The organism is Alteromonas sp. AWJ4_199 (genome assembly GCF_056159165.1).
Map to the genome: position 1 here is coordinate 2,114,638 of NZ_JBSWUR010000001.1, position 20,776 is coordinate 2,135,413.

The 20,776-nt window shown below is 46.5% G+C and carries 19 protein-coding genes and 1 riboswitch; of the genes, 9 read left to right on the plus strand and 10 right to left on the minus strand.

The annotated features are described in order from the left end of the window. Positions 1–4 precede the first annotated feature (4 nt). The 9 genes from ACXAER_RS09245 to gmk form a co-directional block, all read right to left on the minus strand. Positions 5–814, minus strand: a complete 810-nt coding sequence (locus ACXAER_RS09245; RefSeq protein ID WP_474828601.1) for a hypothetical protein — start codon at positions 812–814, stop codon at positions 5–7. 353 nt (positions 815–1,167) lie between these two features. Continuing rightward, complete coding sequence (locus tag ACXAER_RS09250; protein WP_136783182.1) at positions 1,168–1,641, minus strand: peroxiredoxin; 474 nt, start codon at positions 1,639–1,641, stop codon at positions 1,168–1,170. Between the two features lies 1 nt (position 1,642). After that, entirely contained in the window at positions 1,643–2,443 is an 801-nt protein-coding gene (locus ACXAER_RS09255; protein ID WP_474828603.1) for a class I SAM-dependent methyltransferase, read from the minus strand. Continuing rightward, a complete protein-coding gene (recG, locus tag ACXAER_RS09260; protein ID WP_474830549.1) occupies positions 2,436–4,508 on the minus strand; it encodes an ATP-dependent DNA helicase RecG in 2,073 nt (690 codons plus the stop codon). The genes ACXAER_RS09255 and recG overlap by 8 nt, the downstream gene beginning before the upstream one ends. A 188-nt stretch (positions 4,509–4,696) precedes the next feature. Continuing rightward, on the minus strand, positions 4,697–5,404 hold the full coding sequence (gene trmH, locus ACXAER_RS09265; RefSeq protein WP_474828605.1) for a tRNA (guanosine(18)-2'-O)-methyltransferase TrmH: 708 nt from the start codon (positions 5,402–5,404) through the stop codon (positions 4,697–4,699). 3 nt (positions 5,405–5,407) lie between these two features. Further along, positions 5,408–5,794 (minus strand): RidA family protein, encoded by a 387-nt coding sequence (locus ACXAER_RS09270; protein ID WP_014975316.1) that lies wholly within the window; start codon positions 5,792–5,794, stop codon positions 5,408–5,410. A 24-nt stretch (positions 5,795–5,818) separates the two neighbouring features. Next, on the minus strand, positions 5,819–7,930 hold the full coding sequence (gene spoT / locus ACXAER_RS09275; protein WP_474828607.1) for a bifunctional GTP diphosphokinase/guanosine-3',5'-bis pyrophosphate 3'-pyrophosphohydrolase: 2,112 nt from the start codon (positions 7,928–7,930) through the stop codon (positions 5,819–5,821). A gap of 142 nt (positions 7,931–8,072) precedes the next feature. Beyond that, the gene (gene rpoZ, locus ACXAER_RS09280) at positions 8,073–8,345 is read right to left on the minus strand and encodes a DNA-directed RNA polymerase subunit omega (protein ID WP_015065914.1); all 273 of its coding nucleotides are present in this window, start codon (positions 8,343–8,345) and stop codon (positions 8,073–8,075) included. Positions 8,346–8,515: 170 nt separating this feature from the next. Continuing rightward, the gene (gene gmk / locus ACXAER_RS09285) at positions 8,516–9,157 is read right to left on the minus strand and encodes a guanylate kinase (protein WP_474828610.1); all 642 of its coding nucleotides are present in this window, start codon (positions 9,155–9,157) and stop codon (positions 8,516–8,518) included. Between the two features lie 277 nt (positions 9,158–9,434). On the opposite strand from gmk, the gene ACXAER_RS09290 reads away from it, so the two are divergent. Next, positions 9,435–10,106, plus strand: coding sequence for an alpha/beta hydrolase (locus ACXAER_RS09290; RefSeq protein ID WP_474828612.1), 672 nt, complete (start codon positions 9,435–9,437; stop codon positions 10,104–10,106). Between the two features lie 163 nt (positions 10,107–10,269). Here the strand turns inward: ACXAER_RS09290 and ACXAER_RS09295 are convergent, their stop codons facing one another. Then, positions 10,270–11,331: a GGDEF domain-containing protein gene (locus ACXAER_RS09295; RefSeq protein WP_474828615.1), complete on the minus strand. Its 1,062-nt coding sequence runs from the start codon at positions 11,329–11,331 to the stop codon at positions 10,270–10,272. A gap of 197 nt (positions 11,332–11,528) precedes the next feature. Here ACXAER_RS09295 and hemC point away from each other — a divergent pair, with 197 nt between their 5' ends. The 8 genes from hemC to thiS all read left to right on the plus strand — a co-directional run bounded on the left by hemC (position 11,529) and on the right by thiS (position 20,775). After that, entirely contained in the window at positions 11,529–12,467 is a 939-nt protein-coding gene (gene hemC, locus ACXAER_RS09300) for a hydroxymethylbilane synthase (RefSeq protein ID WP_474828617.1), read from the plus strand. Between the two features lie 77 nt (positions 12,468–12,544). Beyond that, positions 12,545–13,276, plus strand: coding sequence for a uroporphyrinogen-III synthase (locus ACXAER_RS09305; protein ID WP_474828619.1), 732 nt, complete (start codon positions 12,545–12,547; stop codon positions 13,274–13,276). After that, a complete protein-coding gene (locus ACXAER_RS09310; protein WP_474828621.1) occupies positions 13,277–14,449 on the plus strand; it encodes a uroporphyrinogen-III C-methyltransferase in 1,173 nt (390 codons plus the stop codon). After that, a complete protein-coding gene (locus tag ACXAER_RS09315) occupies positions 14,446–15,621 on the plus strand; it encodes a heme biosynthesis HemY N-terminal domain-containing protein (protein WP_474828623.1) in 1,176 nt (391 codons plus the stop codon). Before ACXAER_RS09310 ends, ACXAER_RS09315 begins: the two co-directional genes overlap by 4 nt. 111 nt (positions 15,622–15,732) lie before the next feature. After that, positions 15,733–15,844: riboswitch (TPP riboswitch) on the plus strand. A gap of 313 nt (positions 15,845–16,157) precedes the next feature. Then, entirely contained in the window at positions 16,158–18,068 is a 1,911-nt protein-coding gene (gene thiC, locus ACXAER_RS09320) for a phosphomethylpyrimidine synthase ThiC (protein WP_474828625.1), read from the plus strand. Continuing rightward, positions 18,065–19,699, plus strand: a complete 1,635-nt coding sequence (gene thiE, locus ACXAER_RS09325; protein WP_474828627.1) for a thiamine phosphate synthase — start codon at positions 18,065–18,067, stop codon at positions 19,697–19,699. The genes thiC and thiE overlap by 4 nt, the downstream gene beginning before the upstream one ends. Before the next feature lie 127 nt (positions 19,700–19,826). Beyond that, a complete protein-coding gene (locus ACXAER_RS09330) occupies positions 19,827–20,579 on the plus strand; it encodes a HesA/MoeB/ThiF family protein (protein WP_474830552.1) in 753 nt (250 codons plus the stop codon). Continuing rightward, the gene (thiS, locus tag ACXAER_RS09335; RefSeq protein WP_474828629.1) at positions 20,566–20,775 is read left to right on the plus strand and encodes a sulfur carrier protein ThiS; all 210 of its coding nucleotides are present in this window, start codon (positions 20,566–20,568) and stop codon (positions 20,773–20,775) included. Before ACXAER_RS09330 ends, thiS begins: the two co-directional genes overlap by 14 nt. Position 20,776 lies beyond the last annotated feature (1 nt).

Genomic DNA, 20,776 nt, shown 5'->3' on the forward strand with positions numbered 1-20,776 from the left:
TTCCTTAAAATACGTCTTTACGACTTTGTTCTACTTCAACTAGCAGTGTACGAGCGCGATCAAGTTTAGCCTGCATAGATTCTACAACTTTGCGTACCGCGTCTACGCCAGTATCTTTCGAAATGGCTTGCGGAAGCGTTACGTTAAAATCTTTTTCTAGATCTTCAACCAAGGCTGCGTCTTTTGCAATCAAGTCACCCTCTACACCTTCAAAACGTTGAAGGTAGGTGTCGTGCACTAGTGTTGTTGCAACCTCGTGAAGCTGCTCTGCATATTTAGCGACAACGCGATCAAGACGTGTTTTGATATCGTCGATAACTTCAGGCCCTGTAGTCGGCTCTTTTTCAGTGGTTTGAACCTTGCCTACCAGACCTTTCTTCTGATATTGAGACGCAAGTTTAACTGCGCCTAGCGCCTGCCACAAGGCATGATTTAGCTTCTCTTGCTCTACGCGCACGTCAGAAACTGGCTTACCTTCATCAATAGCTACCTTTACACCATAAATACCTTGCCAAATAGAAGCATAGATAGGCACGTATTGGGTTTCGATAGCTGAGTGAAAGTCCACTTCTTCCCAGTACTCGATTAACGCGTCTGTTTTAAGCGATTTATCTTTTGCTTCATACGCATCAACAACACTGCCAAACTTACTTTCTAACCAATGTACTTCTTCGGTGTACTCACCAATATGCGCATGCAAGTTGTTTACGTGATCACCAATTGCACCGTTAGCAAGCGCCTGAGTAGAGAACATTGAGAAAGTAACGGCCGAAGCCATTACTAAAGCACTTATTTTTTTCAGTGTTATTGTCATATTTTTTCCTAAACCGTTTGTCTTTTCTCGCAAATGATACTTATTATCATTAATCAAGTAAAGGTAACTAAACGAGGCTACATGCTACGTAACGCAGTGCATGAGCCTTACGCGAGCCTTTAGTTTCTCTACGTTTTTAACTCAGAATAATGCAGGTTAGTTCATTAACCCTCGCTGAACACTTTGATATTCAACGTAATTTGCAAAACGCTAGATCATAGTTGGGTTACATTTTAATGAAAATAGCGACCAAGTATACGCATATATGAATTAATGAATATTCACAAAAAGCTAAACGAAAAAAGCCCGCAACAATTGTTGCGGGCTTTGAGTATTTAACGCTTTTTAAAAAATTAAAGGCTATCTAACATGGTTTGGGCATCGCTCACGTCGAAACGACCAGGATCTTCAACGTTTAGCTTTTTCACTTCGCCATCTTCTACAAGCATAGAATAGCGTAGCGAACGTAAGCCACCGAAGTTACCTGTACTCATGTCTAAACCAATTTGCTTGGTAAAGAAACCATTGCCGTCGGCCAGCATGGTAATTTCTTCTGCATTGTTTGCTTTACCCCACGCATCCATAACGAATGCATCGTTCACACTCAGACAAATAATGCTATCAATACCTTTTGCCTTAAGCTTATCAGCAAGCGCAACATAGCCTGGCAAATGAGCTTGTGAGCAAGTAGGTGTAAAAGCGCCGGGTACAGCGAATAGTACAACGCGCTTATCTGAAAACAACTCGTTCGTTCCTGGGTTAGTTATTTCGCCATTTACTAAAAGGCTAAAATCTACTTCAGGCAAAGTGCCCCCAACTTGTATCATGCTACTCTCCTAGATTTTTTTGACACAAATACACATCAAATCTGTGTTTTTTGCTTTCAATAGCCATTGATGCTTTTATTCCTGCCAGCACGTCTGCACTGTTTGGGCGTTTAACCACTACCCGGTGCGTAGCTAGCTTTAGTGCTGGCGGTAACAGCGCATCTGCGTCTGGGTCATGACCAAGCAGTTGCTGAAACAGCCGCATTTCCTTTTTCACCAAGGCTGACTTCTTTTTGTGTGGGAACATGGGGTCTAAGTAAATAGCGTTCACATTCTCACCAGAGAAGTATTGCATTACCTCAGCACTATTTCCATGTTGAAGCGACATTTTAGCTGCAAGTTCCGGAAAACTAAGCGCTAATCTGCGAATACCATCTTCAAGCAAGGCAGCAACCACGGGCGATCGCTCTATCATAGTGACCTTGCAGCCAACGCTCACCAAAACAAAGGCATCACGACCTAGCCCAGGCGTTGCATCCACTACGTGCCATACTTCATTGCCTTTAAGACCAATGGCCTTAACAATGGGCTCTTTGCGCCCACCGCCGTGCTGCTTGCGATACAAACTAGCTGGCGAAGCAAAATCAACCTCTACCGGATTCACTTTTTTCTCACCTGCGTCGGCAAGACCAAGCACGCCGTTTTGTACCTGCAAATACAGGCCTTCGCTAGGCTTTTCACTACTGCTAACAACAGGAAAACCCCACTTTTCGCTAATCGCGTCAATTAGCCCTGCGTCATCGCTATTGGCGTTAGCGCTGTTGCTGTTATCACATACAACCAAAGGCACACTATTAAGCATGGCCGTACTGCTCCTTATGCCCTATCCATCTATTTATGATGGCTTGAGCGTGAGACGGGTATTTATCCCAAAGGGTATAGGCAATTTCTTGAACTTTTGGAATAAGAGCAGCGTCGCGTACTAGGTCTGCTATTTTAAGCTCGGCCATTCCCGTTTGCTTAGTACCCATAAATTCACCTGGGCCACGAATTTCCAAATCGCGCTGTGCAATATAAAAACCGTCGTTAGACTCGCGCAATACGCCAAGGCGCTGAGTAGCGGTTTTCGAAAGTGGACTCTGGTACATAAGTACACACTGACTTTCCACCGCACCACGCCCTACTCGGCCTCTTAGCTGGTGAAGCTGCGCTAAGCCCAATCGTTCAGGGTTTTCAATGATCATGATGCTGGCATTAGGTACGTCTACGCCTACTTCAATAACGGTAGTCGCTACCAATAAGTCTAGCTTACCGTCTTTAAAGTCGGCCATAACCTGCGCTTTTTCTGCAGGCTTTAAACGCCCGTGTACCAAACCAACGTGTAAGTCTGGCAGCGCAGTACGAAGAGTAACCGCAGCGTCTTCTGCTGCCTGACACTCCAACACTTCCGACTCATCAATTAGCGTACACACCCAGTAGGCTTGGCGGCCGTTTTCTTTACAAGCCTGACGTACGCGCTCTATCACATCGGCGCGGCGTGTATCCGGCAGCACCACGGTTTGCACCGGTGTTCTGCCTGGGGGCAGTTCGTCAATAACCGAGGTGTCTAAATCGGCATAGGCTGTCATGGCCAGCGTTCTTGGAATAGGCGTAGCCGTCATGATCAGCTGATGAGGATAGCGACCTTGCTGTTCACCCTTATCACGAAGGGCCAAGCGCTGATGTACACCAAAGCGGTGCTGCTCATCCACAATAACCAGTGCTAGCTGCTGGTAATTTACGCTCTCTTGGAAAATAGCGTGAGTACCCACCAACATTTGAATGTCTCCGGCTTCTAAGCGAGCTAAAACTTCATTGCGGGCTTTACCCTTTAGCTTTCCAGCAAGCCAGCCTACTTCAATACCAAGTGGTTCCAACCAGCCACGAAAGTTATTCGCGTGCTGTTCTGCCAACAGCTCTGTGGGTGCCATTAATGCTACCTGATGTCCTGCACCAATGGCAGAAAGCGCGGCCAGTGCAGCAACCAAGGTTTTACCCGAGCCCACGTCCCCTTGTACAAGGCGCATCATAGGCCGTGCGTGCTGCATATCTTTTTGAATGTCTTGTACTACTCTAGCCTGTGCACCCGTTGGTGAAAACGGCAGCTGAGCGAGCATTTTATCGATAAGCGGCTGATTCACTTTAATAGGAATACCAGGCTGCGCGTCAGATAGCTTGCGTACTTTAAGCACGCTTAAGTGATGAGACAGAAGTTCTTCTAATATTAAACGATACTGAGCAGGATGAAGCCCCTCTTCCATTTCGTGTACGTCTACATCGGGTGGTGGGCGATGCACCAAATGAAGCGCCTCATTGAGGCTAATTTGGTCATCGTAAATACCGTCGGGCAGTAGGTCGGCCAGCGCTCCTTTATCTAGAAGTTTTAAGGCCTGGTCAGTTAAGTTGCGGAGGGTTAACTGTTTTACACCGTCCGTGGTGGGGTAAACTGGCGTTAGTGATTCTTCAGTGGGTGGCGCGTCTTCATCCACTAATTTAAATTCGGGGTGCATCATTTCGATGCCCCACTTGCCAGTACGCACTTCACCGAAACAGCGCACCGTGTTTCCCGGTGTCATAATTGACCGCTGTACTGCGCCAAAGTGGAAAAATCTAAGAGTGATAGTACCCGTGCCGTCGCTAAGCTTAACCACCAGCATGCGTTTTTTACCGTACTGAATGTCGGCGCTCATTACCTCGCCCTGCACGCTTACATGGGTAAACGGGCGGCACTCAGCCACGCTGTAAATACGGGTTCTGTCTTCGTAGCGATGAGGAAGATGAAACAGTATATCTTGAAGGGTAAACAAGCCTATTTTGTTAAGCTTTTCTGCCACCTTAGCGCCTACGCCTTTAAGCGCAGTAATGGGGGTAGTGGCCAGTGCTTGCATCAAGCGATATCCTTCTTTTGGAACATTAACTATTTAACCTTTGAATTGGCACAAGCTGGTGTTATTCAACGTGTTATAGGAAAAGAAGTGTAAAGGATTGTTGAGGGGTTGGCGAGTACGCTTTAGGCCAGTTTTTTACGCTGGCCTATGCAAAAGTGATAGTAAAAGCAAAACTAGTACGTTAGTTCTCAGTCGGCTTCTAGCGCGTTAGCCTCTGCTTTAGTAATTTGCATTTCTCGCCACCAGCTATCGTCGGCATCCACTTCACCAATGGCGTTAATAGCAGGCAAAGGCAAACCTTTGCGTTGGCATAGTTTATACAAACGCGGGTAACCATTTTGAAAGGCCAATGCTTGGCACTCTTCTTCGGGTAACTGCTGAGTGTTATACATGCCCGCTATGGTACGTTGGCGCTGAGCTTCGTATAGCACTAGCGCTGCGGCCACCGATACGTTCAACGACTGCACCATGCCCATCATGGGAATAACGATGTCTTGATCGGCAATGGCTTTAGCCTCATCAGAGGCACCGTATTTCTCCTGACCAAACAAAATAGCCGTAGGCTTGGTGTAATCAATATCACGAAAATCGACAGCGGTATCGGATAAATGAGTAACCAGCACCTGCATACCCTGGCCTTTTAGCTCAGCCATCGCGTCATTGATATTGTCGTGGTTGGTTTGGCGCACCCACTGCTGACTGCCCATAGCCGTACCGCGACGAAACTGATATTTCTTTTCCCACACGGTGTGAACGCGATGAATGCCAACGGCATCACAGGTTCTCACTACAGCAGATACGTTATGCGGCTTGTGTACATTTTCAAGGCAAACCGTAAGGTCAGTTTGCCTTCTTTCCAGCACTTGTCTTATGCGCTGGTAACGCTCAGGTGACATGGCTTACTCCGGCAGTTCCATTACACCATCAATTTCAATTTGTGCACCTTTAGGCAGTGCCGACACCTGAACTGCAGCACGCGCAGGATAAGGCTTAGTGAAATAACGGCTCATGATTTCATTAACCGTTGCAAAATGACCTAAGTCGATAAGGAAGATGTTCACTTTCACTAAATCGTTTGTAGTGCCGCCAGCAGCGTCACACACCGCTTTAATGTTTTCAAAAACTTGTACCGCTTGCGCTTCAAAGTCGTCAGAAACCATTTCCATGGTTTCGGCAACCAAAGGAATTTGGCCTGAAAGATAAACGGTAGTGCCTGCTTTAACTGCTTGGCTGTAAGTACCAATAGCAGCAGGTGCCTTATCGGTCTGAATAATAGACTTAGACATAGTAGTTCCTAAATAGTGTAGTAATTAGTGTCGTGATTGACTATGACGAGACACTTTCTGAACTTCTGGCATGGTGCGTATTTTCTTCATCACGCGGGCCAAGTGCACACGGTTGTGCGTAGTAAGTTCTAGGTCGATAAAGTAGATATTACTCTCTTTTTCTTCAGTTTGCAGGCCAATGATATTGGAATCGCACCCTGAAATAGTGTTCGTTAAAGTTGCCAGTGTGCCCTGATGGTTAAACAACTCAATGCGTAGCGACGCTTTGAATTCACCCTGCGGATTGTCGTCCCACTGCATAGGTAGCACGCGCTGAGGCTCTTCACGGGTAAGCTTGCGAATATTGTTACAGCCAGTTTGGTGAATGGTCATACCGCGACCTGGGCTTAATACGGCTACAATTTCATCGTCAGGTATAGGGTGACAACAGCGAGAGTAGTGAACAAGCAGGCCTTCTGTACCACGAATAGCCACATTGCCTTTCTTGTCAGACAGATCCGTCGTACTCTCGCCTAATAAACGCCGAGCCACGATAGCGCTTAGCTCGTTACCTAAGCCGATATCTACCAATAGGTCGTCAAAATTAGCATGCTTGGTTTCTGCCACCACACGTTCAATGTCTTCATTAGGAATATCATCTAACTTCACTGCACCTAATGCATGACGAAGTAGACGGTTACCCATGTTCACGGCTTCTTGAGAGTGCTGTTTACGAAGGTACTGACGAATGCGGGTACGCGCGCGGGCGCTAACCACAAAGTTCAGCCAATTCGCATTAGGCTTCGCTTTTGGCGAGGTAATAATTTCTACGGTTTGGCCGTTTTCAAGAGGCTTACTTAAGCTGAAGTTTCTGCGCTCTACGCGCACGCCCACGCAGGTATTGCCCACATCAGAGTGCACGGCGTAGGCAAAATCGACAGCGGTTGCGCCCATTGGCAATTCGATAATACGGCCGTCTGGCGTAAACACGTAAATTTCATCAGGGAACAGGTCAGTCTTCACCGATTCGATGAATTCAAACGATGAACTGGCTGACTGCTGAAGTTCAAGTAAGCTTTGCATCCACTTGCGAGCACGTAGCTGTGCAGTAGTGCCATTATCGCCTGGCTCTTTGTAAAGCCAGTGGGCCGCTACCCCTTTATCCGCCATTTGGTCCATTTCCTGGGTACGAATTTGAATTTCCACAGGAATGCCGTGCGGGCCAATTAATGACGTATGCAACGACTGATAGCCGTTGGTGCGCGGAATAGCGATATAGTCTTTAAAACGATTTTCAATTGGCTTGTATAAACCATGCATAGCGCCAAGCGCGCGATAGCAGTTATCTACTGATTTAACCACGATACGAAACGCATAAATATCCATTACCTCGTTGAACATCAGTTCTTTGTTTTTCATTTTTCGGTAAATGGAATACAGGTGCTTCTCGCGGCCTAATACATCAGACTCAATCTCGTAGGCATCAAGGCGCGTCTTAAGCTCTTCGCGAATGTTTTCAATGATTTCTTTTCGGTTGCCTCGGGCCTGACGAACAGCAGATTTTAATGCGCGATGGCGCATGGGGTACATGGCCTGAAAACCTAAGTCTTCAAGCTCATTTTTAATATCGTGAATACCCAAACGGTGGGCAATAGGCGCATATATTTCTAGCGTTTCGCGTGCGATACGACGGCGCTTATCTGGGCGAAGCGAGCCCAGCGTGCGCATATTGTGGGTACGGTCGGCAAGCTTGATAAGAATAACCCTGATGTCTTGCACCATGGCCATCATCATTTTGCGGAAGTTTTCCGCCTGCGCTTCTTGCTTGGTACTAAAGGCAAGTTTATCAAGCTTACTAACGCCTTCTACCAATTCTGCAACGGTATCACCAAACGCTTCAGCTAAATCTTCTTTGCTGTAATGGGTATCTTCAATAACGTCGTGAAGAAGTGCCGCCATGATCGTTTCGTGATCAAGGTGCATGTCGGCCAGTATGCCGGCAACAGCTACAGGGTGAGTAATATACGGGTCGCCACTTGAGCGCATTTGTCCATCGTGCGCTTCTTGGGCTAGCACAAAAGATTCCTGAACCTGCTGTACGCGTTCAGCTGGCAAATACTCTAAAACTTTCTGCTTTAAACCTTCAAACAAATACACAGTGGAGCGTGACCCTTATCTAACGTTACAACCCTAAGAATACGTTTAAATGCGCAATAAGCCAATACACCAAAAGCAAAGCGCCAGTGCTTTTTTCAAAGCACTGGCGCCAAAATACCGATAAAACCGTTAAAAAGAGGTCTTACTGATCAGATAGGATGTTTGCTACTGATGCAAATTCAGCATGTTCTTGCTGTTCTTGGGCTTGAAGTTCTGCTTGTTCAAGCGTTGCAGCAGTTACAAAACCTTCTTCAATTTCACGAAGTGCTGTAACAGTTGGCTTGTCGTTTTGAACGTCAACCATAGGATCTTTGCCTTCAGTGGCAATTTGACGTGCACGGCGTGCAGCAACAAGCACTAGGTCAAAGCGGTTACCAATTTTATCTACGGCATCTTCTACAGTTACGCGAGCCATGTATTTCTCCGAAAATTAGGTTGAGCAAGTTATTCAAAAAACGGCCGCGTAGTATACACAGATACGTAGCGCGATCCTAGCATTTTGTTTGAAATTGAAGCAGTCAGATCGTGCAAGATATACAGCGATCGGGATCAGTTTTAAACAAAACGCTTATTGTTTGGTTAAGCTTACGCGCTACCGAGCAATTCGTCCAATAGCACTTGATGACGCATCTGCTGTTTTGCTGTTCGTAAACGCTGCGCTGTCACAATGGCTTCTAAGTCACTCAATGCCGTCGCAAAATCATCGTTGATGATCACGCTATCAAACTCACTAAAGTGAGACATCTCTGCTACTGCTTGTGCCATACGCCCCGCAATGACTTCTTCACTGTCTTGGCCGCGATTATTCAAACGCTGTTCTAATACATCAAGTGACGGTGGAAGAATGAAAATGCCGCATGTATCTGGCATAAGCTTTTTGACTTGGCGAGCGCCCTGCCAATCAATATCTAAAAACACATCAATACCGCGATGCAATGTTTGCTCGATAGTCACACGGGATGTACCGTAATAATTGCCAAACACTTCTGCGTACTCAAAAAATACGCCTTGTTCGATAAGTGCTTCAAACTGCTCTCGGCTTACAAAATGGTAATGGACACCGTCTACTTCACCCGGACGCGGTTGACGTGTGGTATGAGACACAGACACCTGCATAGGCGTGGCTGCATTGCCTTCATACTTTTCCATTAGTGCCTTGATAAGGCTTGATTTTCCTGCCCCTGAAGGAGCAGCAAGAATAAATAAATTACCGAGTAGTGAAGCCATAGGATATAAAAATTCTATCAAAATGTGGTGATTTCAAGTGGCAATGATAGCATATGAACCTATTGCGCTGTAACTGCGATCATCTGGTTTATCCATTGATGGTGCATACTCTTTAGTCGCAGACCGGTGTTAGCAAAATAAATAACAATAATAATTTTCTGAGAATGATGGTGGTAGAAAAAGTACTCTGACCCCATTTTTTTGGAAAAGACAGAGATTGCCCATGAGAAAGGATAACCATTGGTGGTAAAGCAACAACAAAACTAGGAAATAAAGAATGACTCAGCAACTTCTGCCGTGCGTAGAGATAAACCCATCCACTACGCCTGATGCCTGCGTTATCTGGCTACACGGTTTAGGCGATTCCGGCCACGGGTTTGCGCCAATCGTGCCTGAACTTAAACTTCCCGAATCAATGGCGGTCAAATTTCTCTTTCCCCATGCACCTGAGCGCCCCGTTACCATTAACGGTGGGATGCGAATGCGTGCATGGTACGACATCAAGTCATTAGATTTCGAAAGTCGTGCCGATTTCGAAGGCGTAAAAGAGTCTGCTGCGCAGGTAGAAGCACTGATTGAAGCGCAAATTGAAAGTGGCATTCCCAGTGAACGCATAGTGCTTGCCGGATTTTCTCAAGGCGGTGTGATTGCACTTCACCTAGCGCCTAGATATAGCCGTAAATTTGCTGGCGTTATCGCGCTATCAACCTACATGTGTGAGCCATCGCTACTTGCAAGTGAGGCAACAGACACCAACCGTGAAACGCCTATTATGATGGCCCACGGTGACCAGGACGAAGTGGTACCGGTATTTATGGGCAACGCGGCATTTAAAACGATAAATGAGAGCGGTTTTAACGCTACTTGGCAGACGTATACAATGCAGCATAATGTCTGCATGCAAGAACTAAACGATATCAGCGCTTGGCTTCAGAAGGTTTTAAACTAACTTTTACGATGCCTTACTCAACAATGCCATACCCAGTGTGATAGCTAGCTACAGGGCTAAATATCACACTGCGCCGAGCGCCTTTGCGGGTACTACCGTTATATTCACGCGTTGCGTTCATACATGGCATTAAGATGCCAAACAGGTCGTTACAAACATCGCGCTATTCAGCAACGCGGTTTCTGCCCCCATTTTTGGCTTTGTACAGGTTGTCGTCGGCTTGTTTTAAGCTAGCGTGCAGTTTGTCATCGGTAAGTGCGGTAGCTACGCCAAAGCTGGCGGTAATACTGTGACTGATATCCCCTTCTACAAATGGACTCTCTTCAACCACTTTTCTCATTTTTTCCGCAAGTTTTACGCCTTGGCTCAAAGGCGCCAAAGGAAAGAGTACTAAAAACTCTTCACCACCAGTACGCGCAATAACATCAGATGCTCTAACAGCACCTTTGATAATGTTAGTGAAGTGGATTAGCACCTCATCACCAATATCATGCCCATAGGTGTCGTTGATTTTTTTGAAGTGGTCAATATCAACAACCACTGCGGTTAGGGGAAAATAGGCGCCAGGATCTTTCATGGCACGTTCAAAAAAGACCGCTTCCAGAAAGCGTCTATTTGGGAGCTTGGTTAGCGGGTCTGTGTTCGCCTGCTTCATTCGCTCTAAGTTTTCACGCAGCATTTCTTTTCGGCTTTTATGCCAAAAATTTTCACCAATAAAGGCAACACAAATGAAACAGAATGTGGCAATTAAAAATCGTGAAACATGCTCAGCAGGATATTTTGCAACAATAACGTCTTGGTTATAGAGCATGTAAATAGACAGCCCTATGGTGACCGCAACATAGAGCATAGCGGGCTTAAATCGCACTACTATTATCTGAATAAAAAGCAATGGAAAGATGAAGTACAAGCCCGTGTTATTCAGCCCGCCTGTATAAACCAACGCATTGATAGTGAATAGAACGATGAGCCCCGCGACGTAATAAAATACGTCACTTTTGGGGAAAATATGTGAAAGCGCAACGTTAAGGTAAATAACGGTGGCAGATGTAGCTAATACACTAACCAACAATGGGTTATTTGTACCAAAATTAAGCCACGCCATAAATGCGATTATGGTGCCACCAACATAGGAAATAAAATACAACGTCAGTTTGCGCCTTTTTACTTCAGCTTCGTCTTGTTGTGCGTTTCTTAGTAATTGACCAATTGGCGTGTTGTCCATCTAACAACTCTACTCCCCGGATTTATAAGCAGACACTTCGTCCAACTACAGCATAGACGTATATGTGCACAAAGACCAAATAGAAAACTGCGCCTAATTTCAAACATTAACCTAGAAAATGCGTATACTACGAAGTATCTCGTATAACGTTGTGTTACAGCGTTTAAGTTTCTTTTTTTACAGAGTTTGGAATAGCCATGAGTCACCTCAACACTACCCGCACCGTTCGAATTGCTACTAGAAAAAGCGCGCTAGCGCTTTGGCAAGCAGAGTATGTGAAGGCAAAATTAATGGAGCATTATCCATCAATGACCGTTGAGCTTGTGCCTATGAGTACCCAGGGCGATAAAATTTTAGATACGCCGCTGGCGAAAATTGGCGGTAAAGGTCTGTTCATTAAAGAGCTTGAAATAGCCATGCTAGAAGGTCGTGCTGATATCGCGGTTCACTCAATGAAAGACGTTCCGGTAGAGTTTCCAGAAGGTTTTGGTTTGCACGCTATTTGTGAGCGCGAAAACCCGTTTGACGCTTTTGTATCTAATGATCACGATAGCCTAGATGCGTTACCACAAGGCGCAGTTGTCGGCACATCTAGCCTTCGCAGACAGTGCCAAATTCGCAAATATCGTCCGGATCTTGTCATTAAAGACCTGCGCGGTAACGTAAATACCCGCCTAGCCAAGCTCGACGCCGGTGAATACGACGCCATTATCTTAGCTTCTGCAGGCCTTATTCGCCTTGAAATGGAATATCGTATTCGTATGCCGCTGCCTGCCGACATTTCGCTGCCGGCTGTAGGCCAAGGTGCAGTAGGTATTGAATGCCGTAACGACGACGAAGAGCTAATTAACTTGCTACAAGCACTGAATCATTCAGATACCAATACCCGTGTTACCGCAGAACGCGCCATGAACGAAAGACTGGAAGGCGGCTGCCAAGTACCTATCGGTAGCTTTGCTACCCTAGACGGCGACGTACTAACCTTAACGGGTATGGTTGGAAAACCAGATGGCTCCGAACTGCTGTTTGCGTCGGCTACCGCGTCACGAGAAAAAGCCGCAGACATAGGTGTTGAAGTAGCGGAAGCCCTCTTAGAGCAAGGTGCCGGAGAAATTCTTAAAGCACTTTATAACTAAGTTATATTTAGTAGAAGCGCGCATTCCTACGCACATAGGAATGCGCCGCAAACTTAAAAGGACGAGAGTTCGATAATATGCTTCTGTTCACGCGCCCACTGCCAAAATTAAAAGCAAGTGCTTCGGCTTTCGATCAGGCGGGCATTGAAGCGGTAGGGGTAGCCACCTCTGATATTATCGATATCTCATCTGAACGAGAAGCCGCGGCAGAATATTTAGCTTCAAATACAGTAAACGCAATTATTGTTACCAGCGTATACGCTGTGAATAGTGTTATTTCGGGGCTGCGTGACACAGCCCTCCCTCTCCCTTTGTTTATTGCCGTTGGCGATGCCACTGCGCGCAAACTGCAGGCAGGCCTTGAAACGTTTTCTTCGGCGAATGTCGTTACTCCAAAGGTCCATACATCCGAAGGTATACTGGCAATGCATCAGCTTAATGAGGCAAACTGTAAGCATGTCGTTATCATTAAAGGTGAAGGTGGACGAGAAGCCATAGCAAAAGGATTAGACGAAAAAGGTATTTTAGTAAATAGCTTTTGCGTTTATAAAAGGGAGCTACTTACACACCCAATTTACACAAAACGTTGGAAAATGGGCGAAGTTAGCGGCATTATCGCTACAAGCGAGGCAATGGCACTGCAACTGATAGAACAATTTGGTAACGCTTTGTTAGCCTTTAAATGGTTAACAGTGAGTGACCGAGTCGCCCAAACCCTTAACAGCAAAGGCGTTAAAGAGGTAGCGGTTTGTCAGCGAGCCACCGATCAGGCACTCATCGCCTGGGTAAAGGATAACTGGGAGTATTGAATGGCCAACAACAATGAAAATAGCCCACAAAAAGAGGAACTCGTAAAAGTGGAAGCTGAAAAAGAAGTAATTGAGTCTTCTGCCACGCAGAGTGAATCGACTGAGACTGGCGCTAAGAAGAAGAAATCATCAGGCAACGGCCTATTGTGGTTCGTTGTAATCATTTTGTTCTTAGCCGTAATAGGCATGGCTGGCGCAGGCTACTGGTATTACATGCAGCAGCAATCGGCTAGCGCAGACTCCGCAAACGCACAGCAAAGCAACACAGCAAAGTTAAACAGTATTGAGCGCGAGCGCAGTGACATCTTAGCGTCGCTAGAAGCAGTGTCGCGAACGAATAAAGCCCTACAAGATAAGGTAGATGAACTTAAGTCTGAGAATGAGAAACTTAGCCTACAGGCCGAGTCTACCCTTCAACAGCTAAACAATATGGAAGGCCGCCGCCCAGCTGACTGGCTAATTGCAGAAGCTGATTACTTGGTTCGCATGGCGGGCAGAAAGCTTTGGCTGGAAAACGATGTTCGCACAGCAATTTTGCTATTGGTTAATGCAGATAAGCGTTTAAAATCATTGGCTGACCCGTCGGTACTACCCGTTCGCGCTAGCCTAGCTGAAGACATTCAAACGCTACAGCAGCTAAACCCTGTATCGCAAAGCTCAGTAGCGCTTGCGCTTACCGGCATGATTGCGCAAATCGATAAGCTGCCATTGGATACCTTCGAAAAACCTGACGATGCTAACGCAGAAGACACCACCTTGTCAGAGTCAGCTGACGACTGGCAGGACAACCTTGCGAAGGTGTGGCGTTCGTTGGTGAACGATTTTCTTACGGTTAAAACCATTGAGGGTCCTGTAGAGCCAGTGCTGTCATTAGAAGCGCAGTTCCTGGCAAAAGAGCAGCTTCGCCTTCAGCTTATGCACGCGCAAACCGCTGCGCTTCAAGGCGATGCGGGGCTTTACAGCCAATCGCTTCAGTATGCACAAACGCTGCTTATTGAAAAATACGATACTGAAAAAAGCCAAGTAACTGGCTTTGTCGACGCATTACAAAACCTGATTGCCACCGATATATCGCGCCCTATTCCAACAGAGCTAGCGTCACAAAAACCGCTAGAGCGTTTATTGGACAACCGCGTTAAGCAAGTGTTCGGACAAGGAGCAAGCGCACTATGAAATGGTTAGCTATTGCCCTTGCGGTATTAGCCGCATTCGTTGTTGCACTCATTGTTGGACCAATGCTACTTGGCGATAAAGGTTACGTGCTTATTTCTCTTGGCAGTACAGCCATTGAAATGACAGTGATCAGTTTTTGTATTTTGGTCATTGGTGCCGTTATTGCTTGGTATGTACTATCGAGACTTGTTGTGTGGGCGTTAAGCCTGATAACGGGCTCCCACAAGTGGTTTGGTAGCTTAGGTGAACGTAAACGCAAGCGCGCATTTTACGATGGCTTGCACGCCATGGCCGCTGGTGATTTTGATTCGGCGCAAAAAGCATTAGGCAAAACCACCAATGGTGATTTTGAAGGCGTAAACTATTTGGCCTCGGCACAAATTGCCTTTGCCAACGACGATCTAGCCAAAGCCCGGTATTTTCTGCTTCAGGCCACCGACTTTCCGAAAGCGAAAGTAGCCGCAACCGTCATGCACGCACGTATTGATGTCGCTGAAGAAAAGTTTGATGCAGCACTAGAAAAACTTAACGAACTAGACGAGCAAGATCGTGACAACAAGCAGGTTGTGCAGTTAAAAGCGCAAATTCTTGCCAAGCTAGGTAAGTGGCAGGTGCTTCAAGAGAATTTATCAAGCTGGCGTAAAGCCTTGCCAAAAGCTGATTACACCACGTGGAGCCAGCGTATTGCTAAAGGTAAGTTTGCAGAAATTGCCAGTAAGCAAGGTGCCGTTGAGCTTAAATCATACTGGGACACCCTGCCTCGCAAACTACGTCACGATGACGCTTATCGCGCCGCTTATATTCAGCAATTGCTTGACCAAGGCATGCATGCCGACGCACAAAATTTACTAGTTGAATGGCAAAAACGTGGCCCGAATAGCGCCCTATTCCCGCTGCTCACGCAGCTTAATATTCCTGATGCATCGCCATCACTACGTTTACTTGAAAGCTGGATAAAGCAGGACGAAGAAAACGTTGAGCTTTATTCCACACTAGGCCAAGTGGCGTTCAACTCGGGCGATGATGTATTAGCTGAAAAAGCCTTGCTAAAAGCTACCAAAATGGAGTCGCGCAAAGAAGACTTATTGCTGCTATCTGCCATTAGTGAGCGCAAGCATGACACAGCCACTGCCCTTCAGCTTTATAAGGAAGGACAGCAACTAGCTAGCTAAATGAATATTCGTTTAGCTTTCTGGTAGTACTTGTATTTCAACTAAAGTTGAAGATATAGTAACAAGGAATTCTCAATTCGGGTTGTTTCAACAACAACCCGAATTGACTTAAACAACTTGTCGGAGTGCTTCACTGGTAACCCAGTAAGCTGAGACCGCGAAAGTGGGATCCGTAGAACCTGATCAGGCTAGTACCTGCGAAGGGAACAAGAAAATACAATGTGTACGATGTTAAGCAACAGTTTGGCATTGTGAAGCAAGGTTAGATTACTTAGTGGTTTGTTGCTCTTATAACAGACACCAAGCATTCACTTTGAGATAGAGCATCAAATTTCAATGATGCCGTTTATAATTCAAAGTGCATTGCTAAAGTTCTTGTAAAGCAAACTTCCATGAAGTTAAGCGGGTTCAAACCCAGCACCTTTATAATCTACTTCGCTATAGTAATAGGCTAACGCCTATCCGCTCTTACATACTGTATTCTCCTTCACTCCTGACAAGCATTTTTAGAACCTAAATTTACAAGGTCAAATGCTATGTCGAACAGACGCGAACAACGCCAACAAGCTCAACAATTCATAAATGAACTAGCGGGCGAAGCTTACCCCAATTCAACGCGCCACTACGAGAGTGGTAGCCGCAACGATATCCGCGTGGCCATGCGCCTTATCCACCAGCACGATAGCCTAATCGGTGGCACCGAAGAAAACCCTATCTTAGAGCCGAACCCACCTATTCCGGTGTATGACACCTCGGGTCCCTACGGCGACCCACAAGAGAACATAGATGTTCACAAAGGCTTAAGTCCACTTCGTCAAAAGTGGATTGAAGAGCGCAGCGATACTTTTGAGTTAGAGGGTGTTTCATCAAATTTTGCGAAAGAGCGTGAAAACGATATTTTTACTGAAGATTTTCGCTTTATCCGCAGCCGCAAACCTCTAAAAGCGAAAGCGGGCAAGAACGTCACTCAGCTTCACTACGCAAGACAAGGCATTGTTACCCCTGAAATGGAATACATTGCCATTCGTGAAAACATGGGCCGCCAAGCCATTAAAGATGCCGAACTTACGCAACAGCATAAAGGCGAGCACTTTGGCGCGAATTTGCCCGATACCATCACGCCAGAATTTGTACGCCAGGAAGTGGCAGCAGGCCGCGCCATTATTCCATGTAACATCAATCACCCCGAGTTAGAGCCAATGATTATCGGGCGTAACTTTCTAGTAAAGATTAACGCGAATATTGGTAATTCGGCTGTGACGTCGTCTATTGAGGAAGAGGTAGAAAAGCTGGTGTGGTCAACGCGCTGGGGGGCCGATACCATCATGGACTTGTCTACCGGCAGAAATATTCACGAAACCCGCGAGTGGCTGCTGCGTAATAGCCCGGTACCTCTTGGCACCGTACCTATCTACCAAGCGCTGGAAAAAGTGAATGGCGTATCCGAAGACTTAACCTGGGAGATGTTTAAAGACACCCTAATTGAGCAGGCCGAGCAAGGGGTAGACTACTTCACCATTCACGCCGGCGTGCTGCTTGAATACGTTCACCTTACCGCAAAGCGGGTTACTGGCATTGTATCTCGCGGCGGTTCAATCATGGCGAAGTGGTGTTTAAGCCACCACCAGCAAAGTTTCTTGTATGAACACTTTCGTGATATCTGTGAGATTTGTGCTAAGTACGACGTGGCGCTGTCGCTAGGTGATGGCTTGCGCCCAGGTAGCGTGGCCGACGCTAACGATGATGCGCAGTTCTCTGAATTACGTACTCTTGGTGAGCTAACTAAAATTGCATGGGAATACGATGTTCAGGTAATGATTGAAGGCCCTGGTCATGTGCCAATGCACATGATTAAAGAGAACATGGAAGAGCAGCTTAAGCACTGTCACGAAGCACCGTTTTATACCCTTGGCCCGCTTACCACAGACATTGCACCTGGCTACGATCACTTCACCTCAGGTATTGGCGCCGCCATGATTGGTTGGTACGGCTGCGCGATGCTTTGCTACGTAACGCCTAAAGAGCATTTGGGTTTACCTAACAAAGAAGACGTAAAGCAAGGGCTTATTACCTACAAAATAGCGGCCCACGCTGCCGATTTAGCCAAAGGACACCCCGGCGCACAAATTCGTGACAACGCTATGTCGAAAGCGCGCTTTGAATTCAGATGGGAAGACCAGTTCAACTTAGCACTTGACCCTCACACTGCCCGTGCCTATCACGATGAAACCTTGCCGCAGGCCTCTGGTAAAGTTGCGCACTTTTGCTCTATGTGCGGCCCAAAATTCTGCAGCATGAAAATTTCTCAGGAAGTACGTGACGTCGCTAAACAAGCAGAAACCCAAGAGCTTGAGAAAGAAAAAGGCATGAAAGACATGGCTGATGCGTTTAATCAATCGGGCGCTGAGCTTTATCACACTGCAGATAGCAAGGTAGAGCTGCCATGACAAACAGCCACCTAACCACACCCATACTAGAGCCACCTAGCGCAAGGCTGCCGGTGGTATGGTGTATAGGCGGCGTTGATTCAAGCGGTGGCGCGGGTATAACCCGCGACGCCATCACGCTTGCCGATTTAAGTGCCCATGCCTGCGTGCTCACTACACAACTTACTGTGCAATCAAACCAGCATCTGCTTAATAAAGAAAGTATGAGTGCATCTGCGTTAAACCAGCAGTGGCAAGTGCTTTACGAAGATACTCCACCACGCGCCATTAAAATAGGCGCTATCGCAAACGATGAACAAGCGCTTTTACTTTGCGCACGTCTCCAGTCGTTAATAGCGCCTCGGCCCTTTGTAATATGGGACCCTGTGCTGTGTTCTTCATCTGGGGGGGTATTAAGCGACTTAAGTGAAAGCGTGATCGACGAACTGTTAACCACGGTCGATTTGGTAACGCCAAACATTGATGAACTCGCGACACTTTCTCACCTTCCTGTTAACGATGACAAAAGCCTGCAAACTGCAGTAAATCGACTTGTTGGAAAAGGCGCACAAAGCGTTTATGTAAAGGGCGGTCATGCACAATGGCAGGACCCTATATGCGACACCTTTGTGTGCGCATCACACACGCTTTATTTTAGGCAACCAAAAAACAGCAAAGGTAATCTTCGTGGTACGGGGTGCATGCTTGCAAGTGCCATTGCGGCATTCATCGTTCACGACTATTGCATTGAAGACGCGCTAACCTTGGCGAACGCTTATGTGAGCGAAGTGAGACGTAACACGCTTGGCGAACCTGATAGTAATCACCCCATCACGCCTATTTCAAATCAATACGAAGCTTCTAGCCTACCTGCTTACTTCGCAAGGGCTAATGGTTTTCCCGCGCAGGCGGCTAGTTTTCCGCAGGTCACTTTTCATTGTCGTGACACTGCTTCTAATAGAAATGCAGCGGGTATTGGTAACACACCACACAACGAAAAGGGATTAGAAACGACAATAGCTGACAATGCTTCCTTCCCTACACTCACTCATAACAAGTTGGGTATTTACCCGATAGTAGACAGCGCTCAGTGGATAGCTCGGCTTTGGCCAACGGGCGTAAAAATCATTCAACTGAGGGTAAAGAAAGGCTCACAACAAGACATTCGCCAACAGATAAAAGAGGCCATTGAGTTAGTGGAACACACCAATTGTCAGTTATTTATTAACGACTACTGGGAGCTAGCCATAGAGTTAGGGGCTTATGGCGTACATCTAGGTCAAGAAGATCTAGACACTGCAGATTTAAACGCTATTCGAAGCGCCGGGCTGAGGCTGGGCATTTCAACTCATGGATTCGCCGAAATTCAGCGGGTTCGCGCTTTAAACCCGTCTTACATTGCCCTTGGTCATATATTTCCAACCAATACCAAAGACATGCCCTCTAAACCCCAAGGTGTAGAGCGCTTGGCAAAATATGTGAAGCTGTGTGAAGGCATACCCACCGTTGCCATTGGCGGTATTAACTTATCGCGCATTAGAGACGTGGCTAAAACTGGCGTTGACGGTATTGCCGTGGTCAGTGCCATTACACATGCGGAGCATCCGCTGAAAGCTTATCAAGCATTGGCTCAGGAGGCAGGTTTTGCATAGTCAATCAGCACATCGTACCGCAACTGGCCCAGTCAATAACGCTTATGGCTCACTTAATACTGGTAACGGTTCATTCAATAACGCCAGTGGCACAGTTACTCCCACCAATGGCTTCGCTAGCGCCCAGATTGAACATCAAGACATACGCCGCTACAGCAGGCAACTCTTGCTCGACTGTATCGACCACGACGGCCAGCTTAATTTAGTAAACGCACACGCCGTTGTTATTGGGCTGGGCGGTCTAGGAAGCTTAACCGCCCGCTATCTAGCTGGCGCTGGTGTTGGCAATATTACTTTGATAGATGGAGACACTGTCGATATCAGTAACTTGCAGCGCCAGGTTAGCTACAACGAAATGCACCTAGGCGAGCTTAAAGCCAAGTCACTGTATAACGAGCTTCGCAAAGTTAACTCTCATCTGAACATACAATTTAAAAGCCTTTTTGCTGATAGTAATAACTTACCAACTTTAATTTCGTCAGCCACTTGTGTATTGGATTGCACCGACAACATAACGGTAAGACGACAGATTAATGCGGCAACCTATCGCGCCTCTATTCCGCTTTTTATTGCAGCCGCTAGCGGTCTTACATGGCAAGCACTGAATTTGCCACAAAACTCTACCTCCTGTGGTTGTTACGAGTGCCTAGTGGACAAGGTTTCCGTACGTGAAGACTGCGTAAGTAAAGGCGTACTTGGCCCTGTTGTTGGTATGGCTGCTTGTCATCAGGCAACACAGGCTTTGTTGTTTTTAGCAAAAGGATTTCAAGCCGACATCAAGTGGGGCCACTACCTAACTGGAAATGCAGGCCTTGGTTCGCTTCAAAGCTTTGCATTACCCCCCTCTTCTACTTGCGAGGTGTGTAATGACGCAAATTAAAGTGAACGTAAACAATCAACCTATGAACGTTATTTCACCCATTTCACTTAGCGAGTTAGTCGCCCTGAAACAACTCAATGACGACGGTACCGCCATTGCTAGAAATGCTGCCATAGTAAGTAAAAAAGAATGGCCGACCACTTATCTTAAAGATAACGACACCGTTGATATCTTCACCCTAGTTGCAGGAGGCTAAT